Origin of the sequence: Rickettsia endosymbiont of Urophora cardui, assembly GCF_964030725.1 — a bacterium.
GTDB lineage: Bacteria > Pseudomonadota > Alphaproteobacteria > Rickettsiales > Rickettsiaceae > Rickettsia.
In genome coordinates this window covers 181,631-197,703 of record NZ_CAXIPY010000001.1, presented here as the reverse complement: position 1 = coordinate 197,703, position 16,073 = coordinate 181,631, and the positions used below count along the sequence as shown (strand labels likewise).

Genomic DNA, 16,073 nt, shown 5'->3' with positions numbered 1-16,073 from the left:
ATGCAACAAAGCCAGGAGCATCATTTAAATATAGATATATCATGGCTCATTTAACGATAGATGAAAGATTTAAAATATACGAAATGAATAAGAGTGGTTATAGCTCGCGATATATAGGGACAAAGATTGGCCGTGATAAAAGCACTATATGTTATGAACTCAAGAGAATGAGGCATAATTATAGACCAGATAGGGCTAACACACTTGCTTGCAGTTTAAGGCAAGGTAAGAGAAAAAGAAAATTAGATATTGATAATAATTTACGAGCAGAAATAATAAAGCAGTTAACACAGGGTATTTCACCAGATATAATTTCAGGTAGACGTAAACTATCACGAGATACTGTCAATATTTCTACAGAGAGTATATACCAGTTTATTTATACATCTCCTATAGCACAAAGGCAAAAATTATATTTATCTTTAGCAAGAAAAAGGAAAAATAGGTTGCATCATGGTACAAGAATCAGAAACAAAAGAATTACAATACCAAATCGAGTTTCCATTACTGAAAGACCAGAGATAAATAGAAAGATAGCAGCAATAGGTCATTTAGAAGGTGATTTAACTTTTAACAAAGGTAATCAAAGTCGTAATATAGGCGCTCTTGTGGATATCAGAACACAAAAAGTGTTTCTCACTTTAAACCGTTCAAAAAGAACACAAGATGTGATTGGTAACATGAATAAAAAACTTAAACAATTGTCGCATATAATCAAAAGCATAACGTTAGATAATGGCAAAGAATTTACCAATCATGAACAACTATTGCCAAAATCTGAACGAAAAGTATATTTTTGCAATCCTTATTCTCCATGGCAAAAACCATTGATAGAGAAGATTAACTCAATGGTGCACAGAGTATACTCTAAATCTTTAGATATAAAAAAATTAACAATAAAGCAATTACAAGAAATTGAGGATTTTTTAAATAATTTACCAAGAAAAGTGCTCGGTTATAAAACACCCAATGAGGTATGGGAAGAAAATATAAATCTGGCTTAATTAATACTGGAATTTACCTTATATTTTTTGATCTTTTGCATTAAAATACCTACTTGGTTATTTGTACATGTCATCAGTAATTCTCGAATAATATTTAAATATTTAAAAATAAATTTTTATTCGATTTTACTGTCCATAGTTACTTCTTTTTTATAGGTAATTTTAATGTTCGTTGAGGGTAATTCTAATATTCGTTAGTCAAAATTCTACCATCAAATTTGATCATAAAATGAGCCATAGCTTCATTCCAATTTGGGGATAGGCATAGACCATTTTTTGGTAATATAATCAATTGTCAGATATAAAACCTTAAATACTGCGTCATCATTTGGAAAGATGCGTTTATTCTTAGTAACTTTTCTCAATTGGCTATTCAGCGATTCTATCGCATTTGTAGTGTAAATAATCTTACGAATCTCCTTTGGATATTGCAAGAAAATTATCAAATTATCCCAATTATTATACCAAGATTTAGCTATATGCGGATATTGCTTACTCCATTTTTGATCAAATGACTCAAGAGCTAATTCTGCTTCTTTTTCAGTAGCAGAAGTATAGATTATATAATGGACTAATGGTATGGACCTCCTGATATAGAGAATGAAAAGCAGTTGCTAATCTTCTAGGGTTAATATTTAACATATTAAAACAACAATTAAGGAGGTCCATATGGAGGTTACTACAATTGGTATAGATATTGCAAAAAGAATTTTTCAAATTCATGGTGTAGATAAAAATGGCAAGACAGTATTAAAGAAAAAATTGATGAGAGATCAGGTTTTGACATTTATGGCTAATTTACCACAATGTTTAGTAGGGATGGAAGCTTGTGGTGGTTCTAGTTATTGGGCAAGAGAAATAACTAAATTAGGGCATGAAGTAAAACTAATGGCACCGCAATTTGTCAAACCATATGTTAAAACTAATAAAAATGATCAAGCAGATGCTGAAGCGATATGTGAAGCCGTGACAAGACCTAATATGAGATTTGTTGCAATTAAAACTATAGAGCAACAAGAAATTTTATCAATACATAGGGTAAGAGAGAGATTGGTAAAAAATCGTACAGCACTTGCTAATGAAATTAGGGGGCTACTACATGAGTTTGGTTTTATTGTTCCTCAAGGCATTAATAAGGTTATCACAAAATTAATTGAGATTTTAGATGCAGGGAAATTAAGCCAGTTAAGTTATCAAACATTTAGTGAACTAAAAGAAGAATTCTTAGATAATAACAGAAAAATAAAAGAGATAGAAAAACGATTAACAATGATAGCAAGTAACCTAACTCAATATCAACGATTAAGAGCTATACCTGGTCTTGGTTTAATTACTGCTACTGCTTTAATAGCATCAATAGGTAATGCTACAAGTTTTGAGAATGGCAGGCAATTATCGGCATGGCTAGGATTAGTGCCAAGACAACATTCAAGTGGTGGGAAGGATAAGCTGCTGGGAATTAGCAAGCGAGGTGATGTATACTTACGCACTTTAATGATGCTCCTCGCAGCAGAGCTACGAGGTATCTAAAAAAGTTTTAGTTGTTTCTTATGATATCACGAAGCAGAGCTTCGGGGAATTAAACCCTGAGAGATTAATTCAAGGGGCTAGAGCTGTACTAAATGCCAAGATAAGATTTACATCGGAAGAACAGAAATCTAAAAAAGATTTTAGCCAATTTACGAAATGGATGTTTAATTTATCTGAGCGAAGTAGCCATAATAAAACGACAGTTGCCATAGCTAATAAGTTGGCAAGAGTGGTGTTTGCTGTACTAAGATCAGGAGATGATTATGTAGAGAGTAAAGTTTGTAGCTAAAGAGTGTGTAGCATAGCACTTATAAGTAAAATAAATGGTGATTTATATAATGAATAGGTAAAAGCAAAACAATATGTAAGAGATTCCAACCCGAAATATGCTTGAGATAATTAATATTGATGGTAAATAAGACAAACCTTAGCTTACAAAAAAACTGCGTTTTTCAGTGGCTCTTTTAGAAGCCGATGGACTGATAAGTATATAGTTTGTAAGCCAGCGAATTCCATCAGGGCTGTAGAATAAATTAGGTTGATTTATCAGCTATAAGCCGGATACATGACTGCATTTGTTTGTTTTTATTATTGATGTTATTTTTTTCTTGCATTCTACAGGAGGTCCATACATGAAAAAATTGGACAAAAAAATGAAGGAGTGTGTTTCCGCAATAAGTTAGAATAAATAGCAATAAACTTAAGAGGAAAGATGAAGAAAAATAAAGTAAAAATTTTCAGTGCTTCAGAAAAAACGGGGATAGTATTAGAATTAATAAAAGAGGAGTCGACACTTGGTCAGTTAGCTTCAAAATATGCAATAAGTGTTAAAACAATTCAAAATTGGAAAAAACAGTTTTTAGGTAATGCGGCATTAGCTTTTGAACCAGCTAAAGTTTTGAGTGAATATCAAGAACAAATAAATCATTTACAAGAGCAAAATGATGAACTTGCTAAAGCTCTTGGTAGAATCACAGTTGAGAGGGACTGGGCCGTGGGAAAGCTCAAAAGCTTGGATTGATCAAATAAAAAGAGTCTTGTACACTCCAAGCTAAATCAACTCTCAAAATCAAGACAGTGTGAACTATTAAAGATTAGTCGATCTACAGCCTACTATAAATCCAAGGAGATGAGTATAAATAAATTAAGTATTTTAAATAGAATAGATGAAATATATACAGATAATCCTGAATTTGGTTATCGCTATATTCATCAACAGTTACTAGAAGATGGTTTTATTGTCGGTAAAGATCGAGTACTAAAATATATGAGGATGATGGGTATAGAAGCTATTTAGTCTATCCGCCAAAAACACTTCAAATCCTGATCATTTGTAATGGGATAGAGTTTTGACAACAAATTGCTAAGATTTTCAATAAAAATTAATAAGTTATGTTAATTTTTACTGATACATTTCTGTGTTGGTCTAATTTTGATATGGAGCTATTGTTAACGATTTTTTATCGTTCATCTAGTTTTTGCATGATGATATTTTTGATTTATGTGGAGTTAGACACGATTTGTAAATGATTTGCAATGCATCGTAAATTCAGGCTCTGTCTCATCAATTGTGTAAATTTCGTGAACCATTAAATTCTACCATCAAATTTGATCATAAAATGAGCCATAGCTTCATTCCAATTGGGGATAGGCATAGACCATTTTTTGGTAATATAATCAATTGTCAGATATAAAACTTTAAATACTGCGTCATCATTTGGAAAGATGCGTTTATTCTTAGTAACTTTTCTCAATTGGCTATTCAGCGATTCTATCGCATTTGTAGTGTAAATAATCTTACGAATCTCCTTTGGATATTGCAAGAAAATTATCAAATTATCCCAATTATTATACCAAGATTTAGCTATATGCGGATATTGCTTACTCCATTTTTGATCAAATGACTCAAGAGCTAATTCTGCTTCTTTTTCAGTAGCAGAAGTATAGATTAGTTTCAAATCCGCTGCTAATTGCTTTCTATCTTTATATGATACATATTTGAGGCTATTCCTGATCTGATGGACAATACAAATTTGATGTTCAGTTTTCGGATATACTGATGCAATAGCATCAGACATACCAGTTAGATTATCACTACAAGCAATTAAGATATCTTTTACTCCTCGATTCTTCATTTCAGTAAAATTACCAAGCCAAAATTTAGCTCCTTCATTCTCACTTATCCATAAGCCTAAAATATCCTTTCTGCCAGATAAATCTATTCCTAAAGCTACATATACTGATTTATTAATAATAAGTTTATCTTGTCTTACTTTCACTACTAAACAGTCAAAATATACTATAGGGTATACTGATTCAAGAGGTCTACTCTGCCAAATCTTGACCTCATCTATTACTTCATCTGTAATCCTGCTGATTAGGCTCTCACTGATCTCAGCTCCATATAATTCTTGCAATTGTGTTTTAATATCAGACACACTCATACCCTTCGCATATAAGGATATTATCTTTTGGTCTAAGCCATCTATTCTTGTTTGTTTCTTTGAGACTATTATAGGTTCAAATTTACCTTGTCTGTCTCTTGGAACATTTAGCTCTATAGTACCATTCTCACTAATCAGATTCTTACTAAAACTACCATTCCTCGCATTCTCAGTTTCAGCTCTATCATACTTGCTATAACCTAAATGTTCTGACATCTCAGCATGCAGTGCTCGCTCTAAAATACCCTTGGTTAATTCCTTAAATGATGCTCCTCGCAGCAGAGCTACGAGGTATCTAAAAAAGTTTTAGTTGTTTCTTATGATATCACGAAGCAGAGCTTCGGGGAATTAAACCCTGAGAGATTAATCCATTCTGACTTAGTACTGTTTTTAAATCTACTCCGCCTTCTATCAGCAAATCTATTGCTTCATTTATTTTTTTATTCTTCTCTATTTGCATTTCTGTTACCTATATTTTTAATTACTTCTAATATAGGCTCAACAAAAATTTACACAATCATTGCAAAAGACTCTAAATTCAAACCAATAGCAGAGATTATTGGATTGATAATATCTCCTATCATACCTTTCAAGAAGTTTCTACCCATCCGACCATATTGCTTTAAGTGACCTATTATTGGTTCTATGGCACTGCGTCTCTTGATCATAGACTTGTCCTCTTGTAACAACTTCTTCCGCGTTTTTGGGGTATATACCTTACTCTTCTCCTTTACATTGCTACCACTATACCCAAGATCAACAAATGATTTCTTTATCTTGATTCCAGTGACACTCTCTACTGCTTCAAAGCTCTGATGCAATGTATGACCATCATAAGGATTATTATGAAACGATTTTGCGGATAAAACAAAATTTCTACGACCACTTACTACTACCGCTACTTTATTGCCAAACTCATATGGCTTGTTGCGTTTTCCCTTTCCTATACACTCTACTTCAGGGGCATGAAAACTATATAATACTTTGTTATCTTCTTTATATTGCTTTTTAGCTTCTCTTTTTAAAACAGATTGGTTATGTATTTGTTTTATTTTTTGCAATACTTCTTGATTTTTGAGAGACAAGTTTAATTGCTTATTTTTGATCTCACGCTCACATACTCTAATCAAACGACCCAGTAATATTTTTAAATGCTTCATTATTTTCCAACGCTTCTTGGCTTTACTATGTTCTTTATATTTCCATAGCTTTACTATATCGCGTTTATAGGTTCTAGCGTATGTTTCATTCAAATGTATACCCAAACTGTTGCAAAGCTTTACTATGCTAAGCCTAGCTTTATCCATTAAATAAACATCGTGTGGGTGTTTGATATTCTTAATTTGTACAGTCGTATCAGCGATGATTAATTCCAAATCTTTTTTTTTAATTGTGTTAGTTTTTATCCCAACCCTGATCAACTCCGATAATATCTCATTATATCCAGCTTCACCTAATACACTACGAAACCGTCGTATACTAGTTTCCGAGATAGCTATGTCTTTTTCTATATATTCCCACCCGCAGAAATACTGCCAATACATATTCTCTTTTAGCTCTTCCTCTGATAATGAATCTGAAAAATTATACATTGCTTGTAGCATCGTTATGCCAAGCATCACTCTATGACATTTTCTATTTCTACCAAATTTCTTAATACAAACATTTTTTGATAACCACTCTTCGAGCCTAGACCAATTTATTAATTCTCTTAATTTATATAGCTTATTATTTGGGTTTAATTCTTCTTTTAATTTATAACCAAACAGTTTCCCTTGTTCTTGCGATTTGATAATGTTGTCTATTGGCATTGACTGAAATCCATAAGGTTTATGACCATATTTTATCATTTTCTTACGGATTGTTGTATTACTTCTTGTCTTAAAACCATATTATCTATAAGGCTTGTAGAGTTTTGGCGGACGGACTATTTACCCACATAAGAAAAAATCTACTTCTCGAAACGATAGTGAGCATAAGATCTATAGCTACTTACTTGATCAATATTGGACTAAATCTGGCTCAACAAAGCAAGTGTATGTGCCTAATGTGAATGAGGTTTGGAGTGGTGACATTACTTACATTAGAACTAATGGTGGCTTTATGTATATGGCAGCTATTATAGATTGGCATAGCAAGGCCATATTGAGCTATAAACTGTCAAATTCTATGGATGCATCTCTTGTAACTGATGTCTTGAAACAAGCTCTCAGTAAGTATAACGCTCCACAGATATTTAATAGTGATCAAGGTAGCCAATATACCAGTTATGACCACATAAATATTCTCAAGGAGCATGATATCCAAATTTCAATGAATGGCAAAGGTAGAAGTATTGATAATATAGTAATAGAAAGGTTTTTTAGAACTTTAAAATATAATTGTATCTTTATTAATGATTTTAACAATGTTAAAGAGTTAAAAGAGGGGATCGATCATTATCTGAATAAATATAATTATCACAGATTTCATTCAAGTATTGGTTATAAAAAGCCTATGAATGTATATCTGAATTATATGCAAAATTATCAGCAAATTGCTGCCTGATAATCGAAAAATTAGGAAAACATACTACTCATTTTTTTGTCTTGATTTTTCATGTATGGACCTCCTGTAGAATGCAAGAAAAAAATAACATCAATAATAAAAACAAACAAATGCAGTCATGTATCCGGCTTATAGCTGATAAATCAACCTAATTTATTCTACAGCCCTGATGGAATTCGCTGGCTTACAAACTATATACTTATCAGTCCATCGGCTTCTAAAAGAGCCACTGAAAAACGCAGTTTTTTTGTAAGCTAAGGTTTGTCTTATTTACCATCAATATTAATTATCTCAAGCATATTTCGGGTTGGAATCTCTTACATATTGTTTTGCTTTTACCTATTCATTATATAAATCACCATTTATTTTACTTATAAGTGCTATGCTACACACTCTTTAGCTACAAACTTTACTCTCTACATAATCATCTCCTGATCTTAGTACAGCAAACACCACTCTTGCCAACTTATTAGCTATGGCAACTGTCGTTTTATTATGGCTACTTCGCTCAGATAAATTAAACATCCATTTCGTAAATTGGCTAAAATCTTTTTTAGATTTCTGTTCTTCCGATGTAAATCTTATCTTGGCATTTAGTACAGCTCTAGCCCCTTGAATTAATAAAGTGCGTAAGTATACATCACCTCGCTTGCTAATTCCCAGCAGCTTATCCTTCCCACCACTTGAATGTTGTCTTGGCACTAATCCTAGCCATGCCGATAATTGCCTGCCATTCTCAAAACTTGTAGCATTACCTATTGATGCTATTAAAGCAGTAGCAGTAATTAAACCAAGACCAGGTATAGCTCTTAATCGTTGATATTGAGTTAGGTTACTTGCTATCATTGTTAATCGTTTTTCTATCTCTTTTATTTTTCTGTTATTATCTAAGAATTCTTCTTTTAGTTCACTAAATGTTTGATAACTTAACTGGCTTAATTTCCCTGCATCTAAAATCTCAATTAATTTTGTGATAACCTTATTAATGCCTTGAGGAACAATAAAACCAAACTCATGTAGTAGCCCCCTAATTTCATTAGCAAGTGCTGTACGATTTTTTACCAATCTCTCTCTTACCCTATGTATTGATAAAATTTCTTGTTGCTCTATAGTTTTAATTGCAACAAATCTCATATTAGGTCTTGTCACGGCTTCACATATCGCTTCAGCATCTGCTTGATCATTTTTATTAGTTTTAACATATGGTTTGACAAATTGCGGTGCCATTAGTTTTACTTCATGCCCTAATTTAGTTATTTCTCTTGCCCAATAACTAGAACCACCACAAGCTTCCATCCCTACTAAACATTGTGGTAAATTAGCCATAAATGTCAAAACCTGATCTCTCATCAATTTTTTCTTTAATACTGTCTTGCCATTTTTATCTACACCATGAATTTGAAAAATTCTTTTTGCAATATCTATACCAATTGTAGTAACCTCCATATGGACCTCCTTAATTGTTGTTTTAATATGTTAAATATTAACCCTAGAAGATTAGCAACTGCTTTTCATTCTCTATATCAGGAGGTCCATACCATTAGTCCACTATCATTAGTTTCAAATCCGCTGCTCATTGCTTTCTATCTTTATATGATACATATTTGAGGCTATTCCTGATCTGATGGACAATACAAATTTGATGTTCAGTTTTCGGGTATACTGATGCAATAGCATCAGACATACCAGTTAGATTATCACTACAAGCAATTAAGATATCTTTTACTCCTCTATTTTTCATCTCAGTAAAATTACCAAGCCAAAATTTAGCTCCTTCATTCTCACTTATCCATAAGCCTAAAATATCCTTTCTGCCAGATAAATCTATTCCTAAAGCTACATATACTGATTTATTAATAATAAGTTTATCTTGTCTTACTTTCACTACTAAACAGTCAAAATATACTATAGGGTATACTGATTCAAGCGGTCTACTCTGCCAAATCTTGACCTCATCTATTACTTCATCTGTAATCCTGCTGATTAGGCTCTCACTGATCTCAGCTCCATATAATTCTTGCAATTGTGTGTTAATATCAGACACACTCATACCCTTCGCATATAAGGATATTATCTTTTGGTCTAAGCCATCTATTCTTGTTTGTTTCTTTGAGACTATTATAGGTTCAAATTTACCTTGTCTGTCTCTTGGAACATTTAGCTCTATAGTACCATTCTCACTAATCAGATTCTTACTAAAACTACCATTCCTCGCATTCTCAGTTTCAGCTCTATCATACTTGCTATAACCTAAATGTTCTGACATCTCAGCATGCAGTGCTCGCTCTAAAATACCCTTGGTTAATTCCTTAAATGATGCTCCTCGCAGCAGAGCTACGAGGTATCTAAAAAAGTTTTAGTTGTTTCTTATGATATCACGAAGCAGAGCTTCGGGGAATTAAACCCTGAGAGATTAATCCATTCTGACTTAGTACTGTTTTTAAATCTACTCCGCCTTTTATCAGCAAATCTATTGCTTCATTTATTTTTTTATTCTTCTCTATTTGCATTTCTGTTACCTATATTTTTAATTACTTCTAATATAGGCTCAACAAAAATTTACACAATCATTGCAAAAGACTCGCGGATTTGAAACTAATCTATACTTCTGCTACTGAAAAAGAAGCAGAATTAGCTCTTGAGTCATTTGATCAAAAATGGAGTAAGCAATATCCGTATATAGCTAAATCTTGGTATAATAATTGGGATAATTTGATAATTTTCTTGCAATATCCAAAGGAGATTCGTAAGATTATTTACACTACAAATGCGATAGAATCGCTGAATAGCCAATTGAGAAAAGTTACTAAGAATAAACGCATCTTTCCAAATGATGACGCAGTATTTAAGGTTTTATATCTGACAATTGATTATATTACCAAAAAATGGTCTATGCCTATCCCCAATTGGAATGAAGCTATGGCTCATTTTATGATCAAATTTGATGGTAGGATTTAATGGCTCACGAAATTTACACAATTGATGAAACAGAGCCAGGTTTTGTTCTCCTTAGTCCTTGAATTTTCAATTGTAACCGACGCCAACCTAGCCATTTTTTCAATAACCCGTCTAACTGAAGTTTTGTCAAAACTTCAGGTCTAAAGATTTACATTATTAGAACAATATCTTTAACTTTAATGAACCTTGATGACTAGTATATTTGTTACGTAAATTACAGTGATACGTTGCAAGTAGCTCAATATTCTTATAAGATGCAAGTAAATTTGCACCTACAGTATAGCTGACTTTTGGTGTGCTATTGCTTGTAGTCTTCTCAAAGTAATTATCTGCCCAAATAAATCTAGCTTTCACCTTAGGTTGCTTATTGCTCAAACTATTTTCTATGGAAGCATGTAATCCCGGTACTATTTGAGCATCGTTTGATACTCTCTTAGGAGTAGTTATTTTTATACCTAGAATACCGGTAGTTAAGTTACCCGACGTACCTGCGATATACATATTATTCACGCCTGTACCGGTTGCGATATAAGAAGTATCTTTATACGTATTATATCTAATACCAATATTAGGCATTAAATTTATACCGTCCATGACAGAGAATTGATAACCGATATTACCCTCAAAACCGTAAGCTTTGCTTGTATATTTACCGCTAGCAGTCTTATACCTATTAGGTCCAACTTGTCTTAAATTCTTGGTGTTAATTTTACTGTTACTTGCTGAAAATATTTCTTGTAATATAAGACCGATACTAAATTGTTGTTGGCCGTATAGAGAAATAATATCGCTTTCTGCCGACAGTTTATCACCAGTGCTTGGATCTTTAAACCTAAAGTCAGCGTTCATACGGCTATATGCAATACCGACAAGACTATTTTCCCCGATATAAATATCACCACCGATAATACCGCCAGATACAGTGCCTTTATAGCTAGGATTACCTTGATGTGCATCTTGATTACTTGAACCAAAAGTACCGATAACCCATAATCCTTTTTTAGTAACTATAGGGCTTTCTTGATCACCCGCTGCAACTGCTACCATAGTACCACCTGATAGGTGATTATTAATGTTAGAAGTGACTACTTTATACATCATATTTGCTACATTAACCGCTCTTGTTCCTTGCTCGGTTAAATGCTCTACTACTTTTTTTATATTATCAGGTGCAACCTGAGCTAAATTTGTTGCAAATAATAAAGCTTGCTCTTGTTGTGTTTTACCCACTACAAAAGCATCATAATTAGCTATTTTAATCACTTCTTTTAGTTCAGCTTTATTCTTTACTAATTCTTGAGCCAGTTCTACCGCATATTTTTCAGGATTTTTTATAACAAGTGTAGATTTTTCTCGGATCACTTCTTTTTGCGCTGCCGATACAAAAGCATTTTCCGTATGTCCAACGATCATATTATTGATTGCCTCAGCTAATTGTTGTGACTCAGGTTTTTTAACATATTCCTCGTCTACTCTTATTGAGTTAGTTTGACATTGCTGATACTCTGCTTGCAGTTTTTGCTGTTCAGCTCTTTCATTAGCTTCACGTTCTGCTTGCAGTTTTTGCTGTTCAGCTCTTTCATTAGCTTCACGTTCTGCTTGCAGTTTTTGCTGTTCAGCTCTTTCATTAGCTTCACGTTCTGCTTGCAGTTTTTGCTGTTCAGCTCTTTCATTAGCTTCACGTTCTGCTTGCAGTTTTTGCTGTTCAGCTCTTTCATTAGCTTCACGTTCTGCTTGCAGTTTTTGCTGTTCAGCTCTTTCATTAGCTTCACGTTCTGCTTGCAGTTTTTGCTGTTCAGCTCTTTCATTAGCTTCACGTTCTGCTTGCAGTTTTTGCTGTTCAGCTCTTTCATTAGCTTCACGTTCTGCTTGCAGTTTTTGCTGTTCAGCTCTTTCATTAGCTTCACGTTCTGCTTGCAGTTTTTGCTGTTCAGCTCTTTCATTAGCTTCACGTTCTGCTTGCAGTTTTTGCTGTTCAGCTCTTTCATTAGCTTCACGTTCTGCTTGCAGTTTTTGCTGTTCAGCTCTTTCATTAGCTTCACGTTCTGCTTGCAGTTTTTGCTGTTCAGCTCTTTCATTAGCTTCACGTTCTGCTTGCAGTTTTTGCTGTTCAGCTCTTTCATTAGCTTCACGTTCTGCTTGCAGTTTTTGCTGTTCAGCTCTTTCATTAGCTTCACGTTCTGCTTGCAGTTTTTGCTGTTCAGCTCTTTCATTAGCTTCACGTTCTGCTTGCAGTTTTTGCTGTTCAGCTCTTTCATTAGCTTCACATTCTGCTTGCAGTTTTTGCTGTTCAGCTCTTTCATTAGCTTCACGTTCTGCTTGTAGTTTTTGCTGTTCAGCTCTTTCATTAGCTTCACGTTCTGCTTGTAGTTTTTGCTGTTCAGCTACTGCATCTGCTTGAACTTTATTTTGAGCCTGCATCGCTTGTATTTGAACATCAACGCTTACTTGTGACTTTGCTACTTTTTGATCTAGTGTTCCCTGTTTTCTTTTGCTCTTTTTGCTTGTTACTGTCACATAACCATCGTCATGATCTGAAGCCATTACTAGTGTATCAACGTGTAATATTGATAAAAATACCAATATTATAATTCGTAACCCTATCTTATAATAACTTACTGTTTGATAAAATTTCATTTTTTAGTACTAATAAAATTAAGACTATGTCAAAACCACTCGACATATATTACAATAATTAAATAAAAATTTGTAATGCAAAGCAAGTAATAATTAACAAAATCAGGTATCCAACAAACCAAAACTTATGCTATAATTAAAAAAGTGATAAATTACTCACCTTACGCATTACGCAGCAGGGCTTTGTTGCATAAATAAGATTTGTAGAGGGTAAATTCCAGTATTAATTAAGCCAGATTTATATTTTCTTCCCATACCTCATTGGGTTTTTTATAACCGAGCACTTTTCTTGGTAAATTATTTAAAAAATCCTCAATTTCTTGTAATTGCTTTATTGTTAATTTTTTTATATCTAAAGATTTAGAGTATACTCTGTGCACCATTGAGTTAATCTTCTCTATCAATGGTTTTTGCCATGGAGAATAAGGATTGCAAAAATATACTTTTCGTTCAGATTTTGGCAATAGTTGTTCATGATTGGTAAATTCTTTGCCATTATCTAACGTTATGCTTTTGATTATATGCGACAATTGTTTAAGTTTTTTATTCATGTTACCAATCACATCTTGTGTTCTTTTTGAACGGTTTAAAGTGAGAAACACTTTTTGTGTTCTGATATCCACAAGAGCGCCTATATTACGACTTTGATTACCTTTGTTAAAAGTTAAATCACCTTCTAAATGACCTATTGCTGCTATCTTTCTATTTATCTCTGGTCTTTCAGTAATGGAAACTCGATTTGGTATTGTAATTCTTTTGTTTCTGATTCTTGTACCATGATGCAACCTATTTTTCCTTTTTCTTGCTAAAGATAAATATAATTTTTGCCTTTGTGCTATAGGAGATGTATAAATAAACTGGTATATACTCTCTGTAGAAATATTGACAGTATCTCGTGATAGTTTACGTCTACCTGAAATTATATCTGGTGAAATACCCTGTGTTAACTGCTTTATTATTTCTGCTCGTAAATTATTATCAATATCTAATTTTCTTTTTCTCTTACCTTGCCTTAAACTGCAAGCAAGTGTGTTAGCCCTATCTGGTCTATAATTATGCCTCATTCTCTTGAGTTCATAACATATAGTGCTTTTATCACGGCCAATCTTTGTCCCTATATATCGCGAGCTATAACCACTCTTATTCATTTCGTATATTTTAAATCTTTCATCTATCGTTAAATGAGCCATGATATATCTATATTTAAATGATGCTCCTCGCAGCAGAGCTACGAGGTATCTAAAAAAGTTTTAGTTGTTTCTTATGATATCACGAAGCAGAGCTTCGGGGAATTAAACCCTGAGAGATTAAAAATTGATTATATCTGGCTTAATTAATTATAGAACTTTCCGTGGTCTATTTTTTTATGTCAATCACTACTTCCTTTTATATGAGTTATAATATTTATAATTGAAAACAAAAACTGTCACCCCTCGGCAAAGAAAACTGTCGTTGCATAGTGGTCCCTTTGTGACGTAATTTACTGGTCCCTTTTAGTTTAGCAATGACACATTTCAGTCCGTTATATATTGTCATCAAGATTTATCTCTTAGTATTTTTGCTTCTTTTTGCTTTTGTTTAGCTATAGCAGCTTGGTATCCTGCCCAAAAACTGGTTTTGCGTTTATGTTGCATTGATAATTCTAAAAAATAAATCTCATGATTCTGATATTGCTTCCAATCAGTAATTTGATTACTTAAGATTCCGCACGTTACTAAATCTTTAGCTGCATAATTATAATATTTAGATTTAGTGTTTGCTAAAATAGGTTGTATCATCTTGCGGTATAATAAAGTAGCAGCAAGCGGATCTATTTTATGCAGCACATCTGCTGCAGGACGCAAAATATTGTAATTACTACCGTCCAAATCACTACTCTTTGAATGTACTAATATTGCTAGAGGCTCAAATTCTTGAATAGCTACCAAGAATGTAATAGCTGTATAAGGATCATGGAACTCTAGTGCCTTTTGGATAGCAATCTTATGAAATGATCCAATAAAATCCACCTCTGCATATTTTACGATTTCTTTATATACTCTAGGACTTAAAGTTTCTTCAAACCAATGCAGTCTTTCTGTTTGTGCTTCTTGATATTTGCCACATAATTCCAAAGCCTCTATTTTTAAAGCTTTTCTTTTGTGCTGCCACGAATGTGTATGAGGTAAATCTATGGAATCTAGCCATTTTATTGCCTCCTGCCCTTTCCAGTACTTGATAAAACGTTCAGCAATTTCTAAATGTTCATGAGCAGAGGGTTTTGCATTAAATGAACAGGCAGCTATATAGGCATCAACATCATCTTGACAATCAGCTATCTGTTTTAAGCCAATGCTTATTCTCATAGTATTTTTTGAGTTATAAGCGTGCTTTAGCTTCTGCTCTAGCAACTTTAAGCCTTCATCACCTAATATAGTCTTAAAACTAAACAACCCTCAGCTATAAGCTGAGGGGTTATAAAGTGGAATCGATTAGAAATCGATCATCATTTACTGGCTCACCTTCTTGTTCATCAATATACTGCTGTATCATTTCGTCAGTAATATTACCTGAACTCACCGCCATATATCCTCTAGCCCAAAAATGATTACCCCAAAATTGTTTCCTTAAATGAGCAAATTCTTGCAATAATATTCTTGAGCTACTCCCTTTTAGATATTGTACAAGCTTACTTAAAGCCACTTGAGGACGGTATGAAATAAATATATGAACATGATCACAAGATACTTTACCTGAAATTATATATGCTTCATGTTCCATGCAAATTTGCCTTAATAAATCCCTGACTCTCTCAGTTACTTTTCCTACCAATGCTCTTTTTCTATACTTTGGTATCCATATAATATGTACTTTTAAATCATACTGGCTATGACTATTTTTTCTATAACTTCTCATATCTTTTTATCAATTCGTTGCTAAAGCAACTTCATTATATCTTCCCTTCGCCTGAAGG

At 33.2% G+C, this 16,073-nt stretch carries 13 protein-coding genes and 5 pseudogenes; 7 read left to right on the top strand and 11 right to left on the bottom strand.

Going from position 1 to position 16,073, the window contains the following annotated elements; all coding sequences use genetic code 11:
• Positions 1 to 41 precede the first annotated feature (41 nt).
• Positions 42 to 1,004: an IS30 family transposase gene (locus tag AAHI98_RS01085; protein ID WP_342224646.1), complete on the top strand. Its 963-nt coding sequence runs from the start codon at positions 42 to 44 to the stop codon at positions 1,002 to 1,004.
• Between the two features lie 184 nt (positions 1,005 to 1,188).
• Here AAHI98_RS01085 and AAHI98_RS01080 read toward each other — a convergent pair.
• Positions 1,189 to 1,618 (bottom strand): annotated as a pseudogene (locus AAHI98_RS01080) (transposase); the annotation flags it as partial.
• 55 nt (positions 1,619 to 1,673) lie between these two features.
• Here AAHI98_RS01080 and AAHI98_RS01075 point away from each other — a divergent pair.
• From AAHI98_RS01075 to AAHI98_RS01060, 4 genes and pseudogenes are all read left to right on the top strand, one after another.
• A pseudogene (locus AAHI98_RS01075) lies at positions 1,674 to 2,504 on the top strand (IS110 family RNA-guided transposase); the annotation flags it as partial.
• A gap of 190 nt (positions 2,505 to 2,694) precedes the next feature.
• Entirely contained in the window at positions 2,695 to 2,823 is a 129-nt protein-coding gene (locus AAHI98_RS01070) for a hypothetical protein (protein ID WP_342224707.1), read from the top strand.
• 423 nt (positions 2,824 to 3,246) lie between these two features.
• The gene (locus AAHI98_RS01065) at positions 3,247 to 3,555 is read left to right on the top strand and encodes a helix-turn-helix domain-containing protein (RefSeq protein ID WP_342224772.1); all 309 of its coding nucleotides are present in this window, start codon (positions 3,247 to 3,249) and stop codon (positions 3,553 to 3,555) included.
• 108 nt (positions 3,556 to 3,663) lie between these two features.
• Entirely contained in the window at positions 3,664 to 3,831 is a 168-nt protein-coding gene (locus tag AAHI98_RS01060) for a transposase (protein ID WP_342224771.1), read from the top strand.
• A gap of 292 nt (positions 3,832 to 4,123) precedes the next feature.
• On the opposite strand, the pseudogene AAHI98_RS01055 reads toward AAHI98_RS01060, so the two are convergent.
• From AAHI98_RS01055 to AAHI98_RS01045, 3 genes and pseudogenes are all read right to left on the bottom strand, one after another.
• Positions 4,124 to 5,239 (bottom strand): annotated as a pseudogene (locus AAHI98_RS01055) (IS256 family transposase); the annotation flags it as partial.
• Between the two features lie 64 nt (positions 5,240 to 5,303).
• Positions 5,304 to 5,438, bottom strand: a complete 135-nt coding sequence (locus AAHI98_RS01050) for a hypothetical protein (RefSeq protein WP_342224770.1) — start codon at positions 5,436 to 5,438, stop codon at positions 5,304 to 5,306.
• Between the two features lie 49 nt (positions 5,439 to 5,487).
• A complete protein-coding gene (locus AAHI98_RS01045; RefSeq protein WP_342224769.1) occupies positions 5,488 to 6,828 on the bottom strand; it encodes an IS5 family transposase in 1,341 nt (446 codons plus the stop codon).
• A 79-nt stretch (positions 6,829 to 6,907) separates the two neighbouring features.
• Between AAHI98_RS01045 and AAHI98_RS01040 the strand changes: the two genes are divergently transcribed.
• Positions 6,908 to 7,525 carry an IS3 family transposase gene (locus AAHI98_RS01040; protein ID WP_342224809.1) on the top strand — a complete coding sequence of 206 codons (618 nt, stop codon included), beginning with the start codon at positions 6,908 to 6,910 and terminating at the stop codon, positions 7,523 to 7,525.
• A 396-nt stretch (positions 7,526 to 7,921) separates the two neighbouring features.
• On the opposite strand, the gene AAHI98_RS01035 is transcribed toward AAHI98_RS01040, so the two are convergent.
• The 3 genes and pseudogenes from AAHI98_RS01035 to AAHI98_RS01025 form a co-directional block, all read right to left on the bottom strand.
• Positions 7,922 to 8,971, bottom strand: coding sequence for an IS110 family RNA-guided transposase (locus tag AAHI98_RS01035; protein ID WP_342224642.1), 1,050 nt, complete (start codon positions 8,969 to 8,971; stop codon positions 7,922 to 7,924).
• A 130-nt stretch (positions 8,972 to 9,101) separates the two neighbouring features.
• Positions 9,102 to 9,836 (bottom strand): annotated as a pseudogene (locus AAHI98_RS01030) (IS256 family transposase); the annotation flags it as partial.
• Between the two features lie 64 nt (positions 9,837 to 9,900).
• Positions 9,901 to 10,035, bottom strand: coding sequence for a hypothetical protein (locus tag AAHI98_RS01025; protein WP_342224747.1), 135 nt, complete (start codon positions 10,033 to 10,035; stop codon positions 9,901 to 9,903).
• 73 nt (positions 10,036 to 10,108) lie between these two features.
• Between AAHI98_RS01025 and AAHI98_RS01020 the strand changes: the two are divergent.
• Positions 10,109 to 10,483, top strand: a pseudogene (locus tag AAHI98_RS01020) (transposase); the annotation flags it as partial.
• A 156-nt stretch (positions 10,484 to 10,639) separates the two neighbouring features.
• Here the strand turns inward: AAHI98_RS01020 and AAHI98_RS01015 are convergent.
• The 4 genes from AAHI98_RS01015 to tnpA form a co-directional block, all read right to left on the bottom strand.
• On the bottom strand, positions 10,640 to 13,120 hold the full coding sequence (locus tag AAHI98_RS01015) for an autotransporter domain-containing protein (protein ID WP_342224767.1): 2,481 nt from the start codon (positions 13,118 to 13,120) through the stop codon (positions 10,640 to 10,642).
• Positions 13,121 to 13,347: 227 nt separating this feature from the next.
• Positions 13,348 to 14,310 carry an IS30 family transposase gene (locus AAHI98_RS01010; protein ID WP_342224766.1) on the bottom strand — a complete coding sequence of 321 codons (963 nt, stop codon included), beginning with the start codon at positions 14,308 to 14,310 and terminating at the stop codon, positions 13,348 to 13,350.
• Positions 14,311 to 14,655: 345 nt separating this feature from the next.
• Positions 14,656 to 15,552, bottom strand: a complete 897-nt coding sequence (locus AAHI98_RS01005; protein WP_342224765.1) for a DUF6880 family protein — start codon at positions 15,550 to 15,552, stop codon at positions 14,656 to 14,658.
• A gap of 22 nt (positions 15,553 to 15,574) precedes the next feature.
• Positions 15,575 to 16,015: an IS200/IS605 family transposase gene (tnpA, locus tag AAHI98_RS01000; RefSeq protein ID WP_342224764.1), complete on the bottom strand. Its 441-nt coding sequence runs from the start codon at positions 16,013 to 16,015 to the stop codon at positions 15,575 to 15,577.
• Between the last annotated feature and the right edge of the window lie 58 nt (positions 16,016 to 16,073).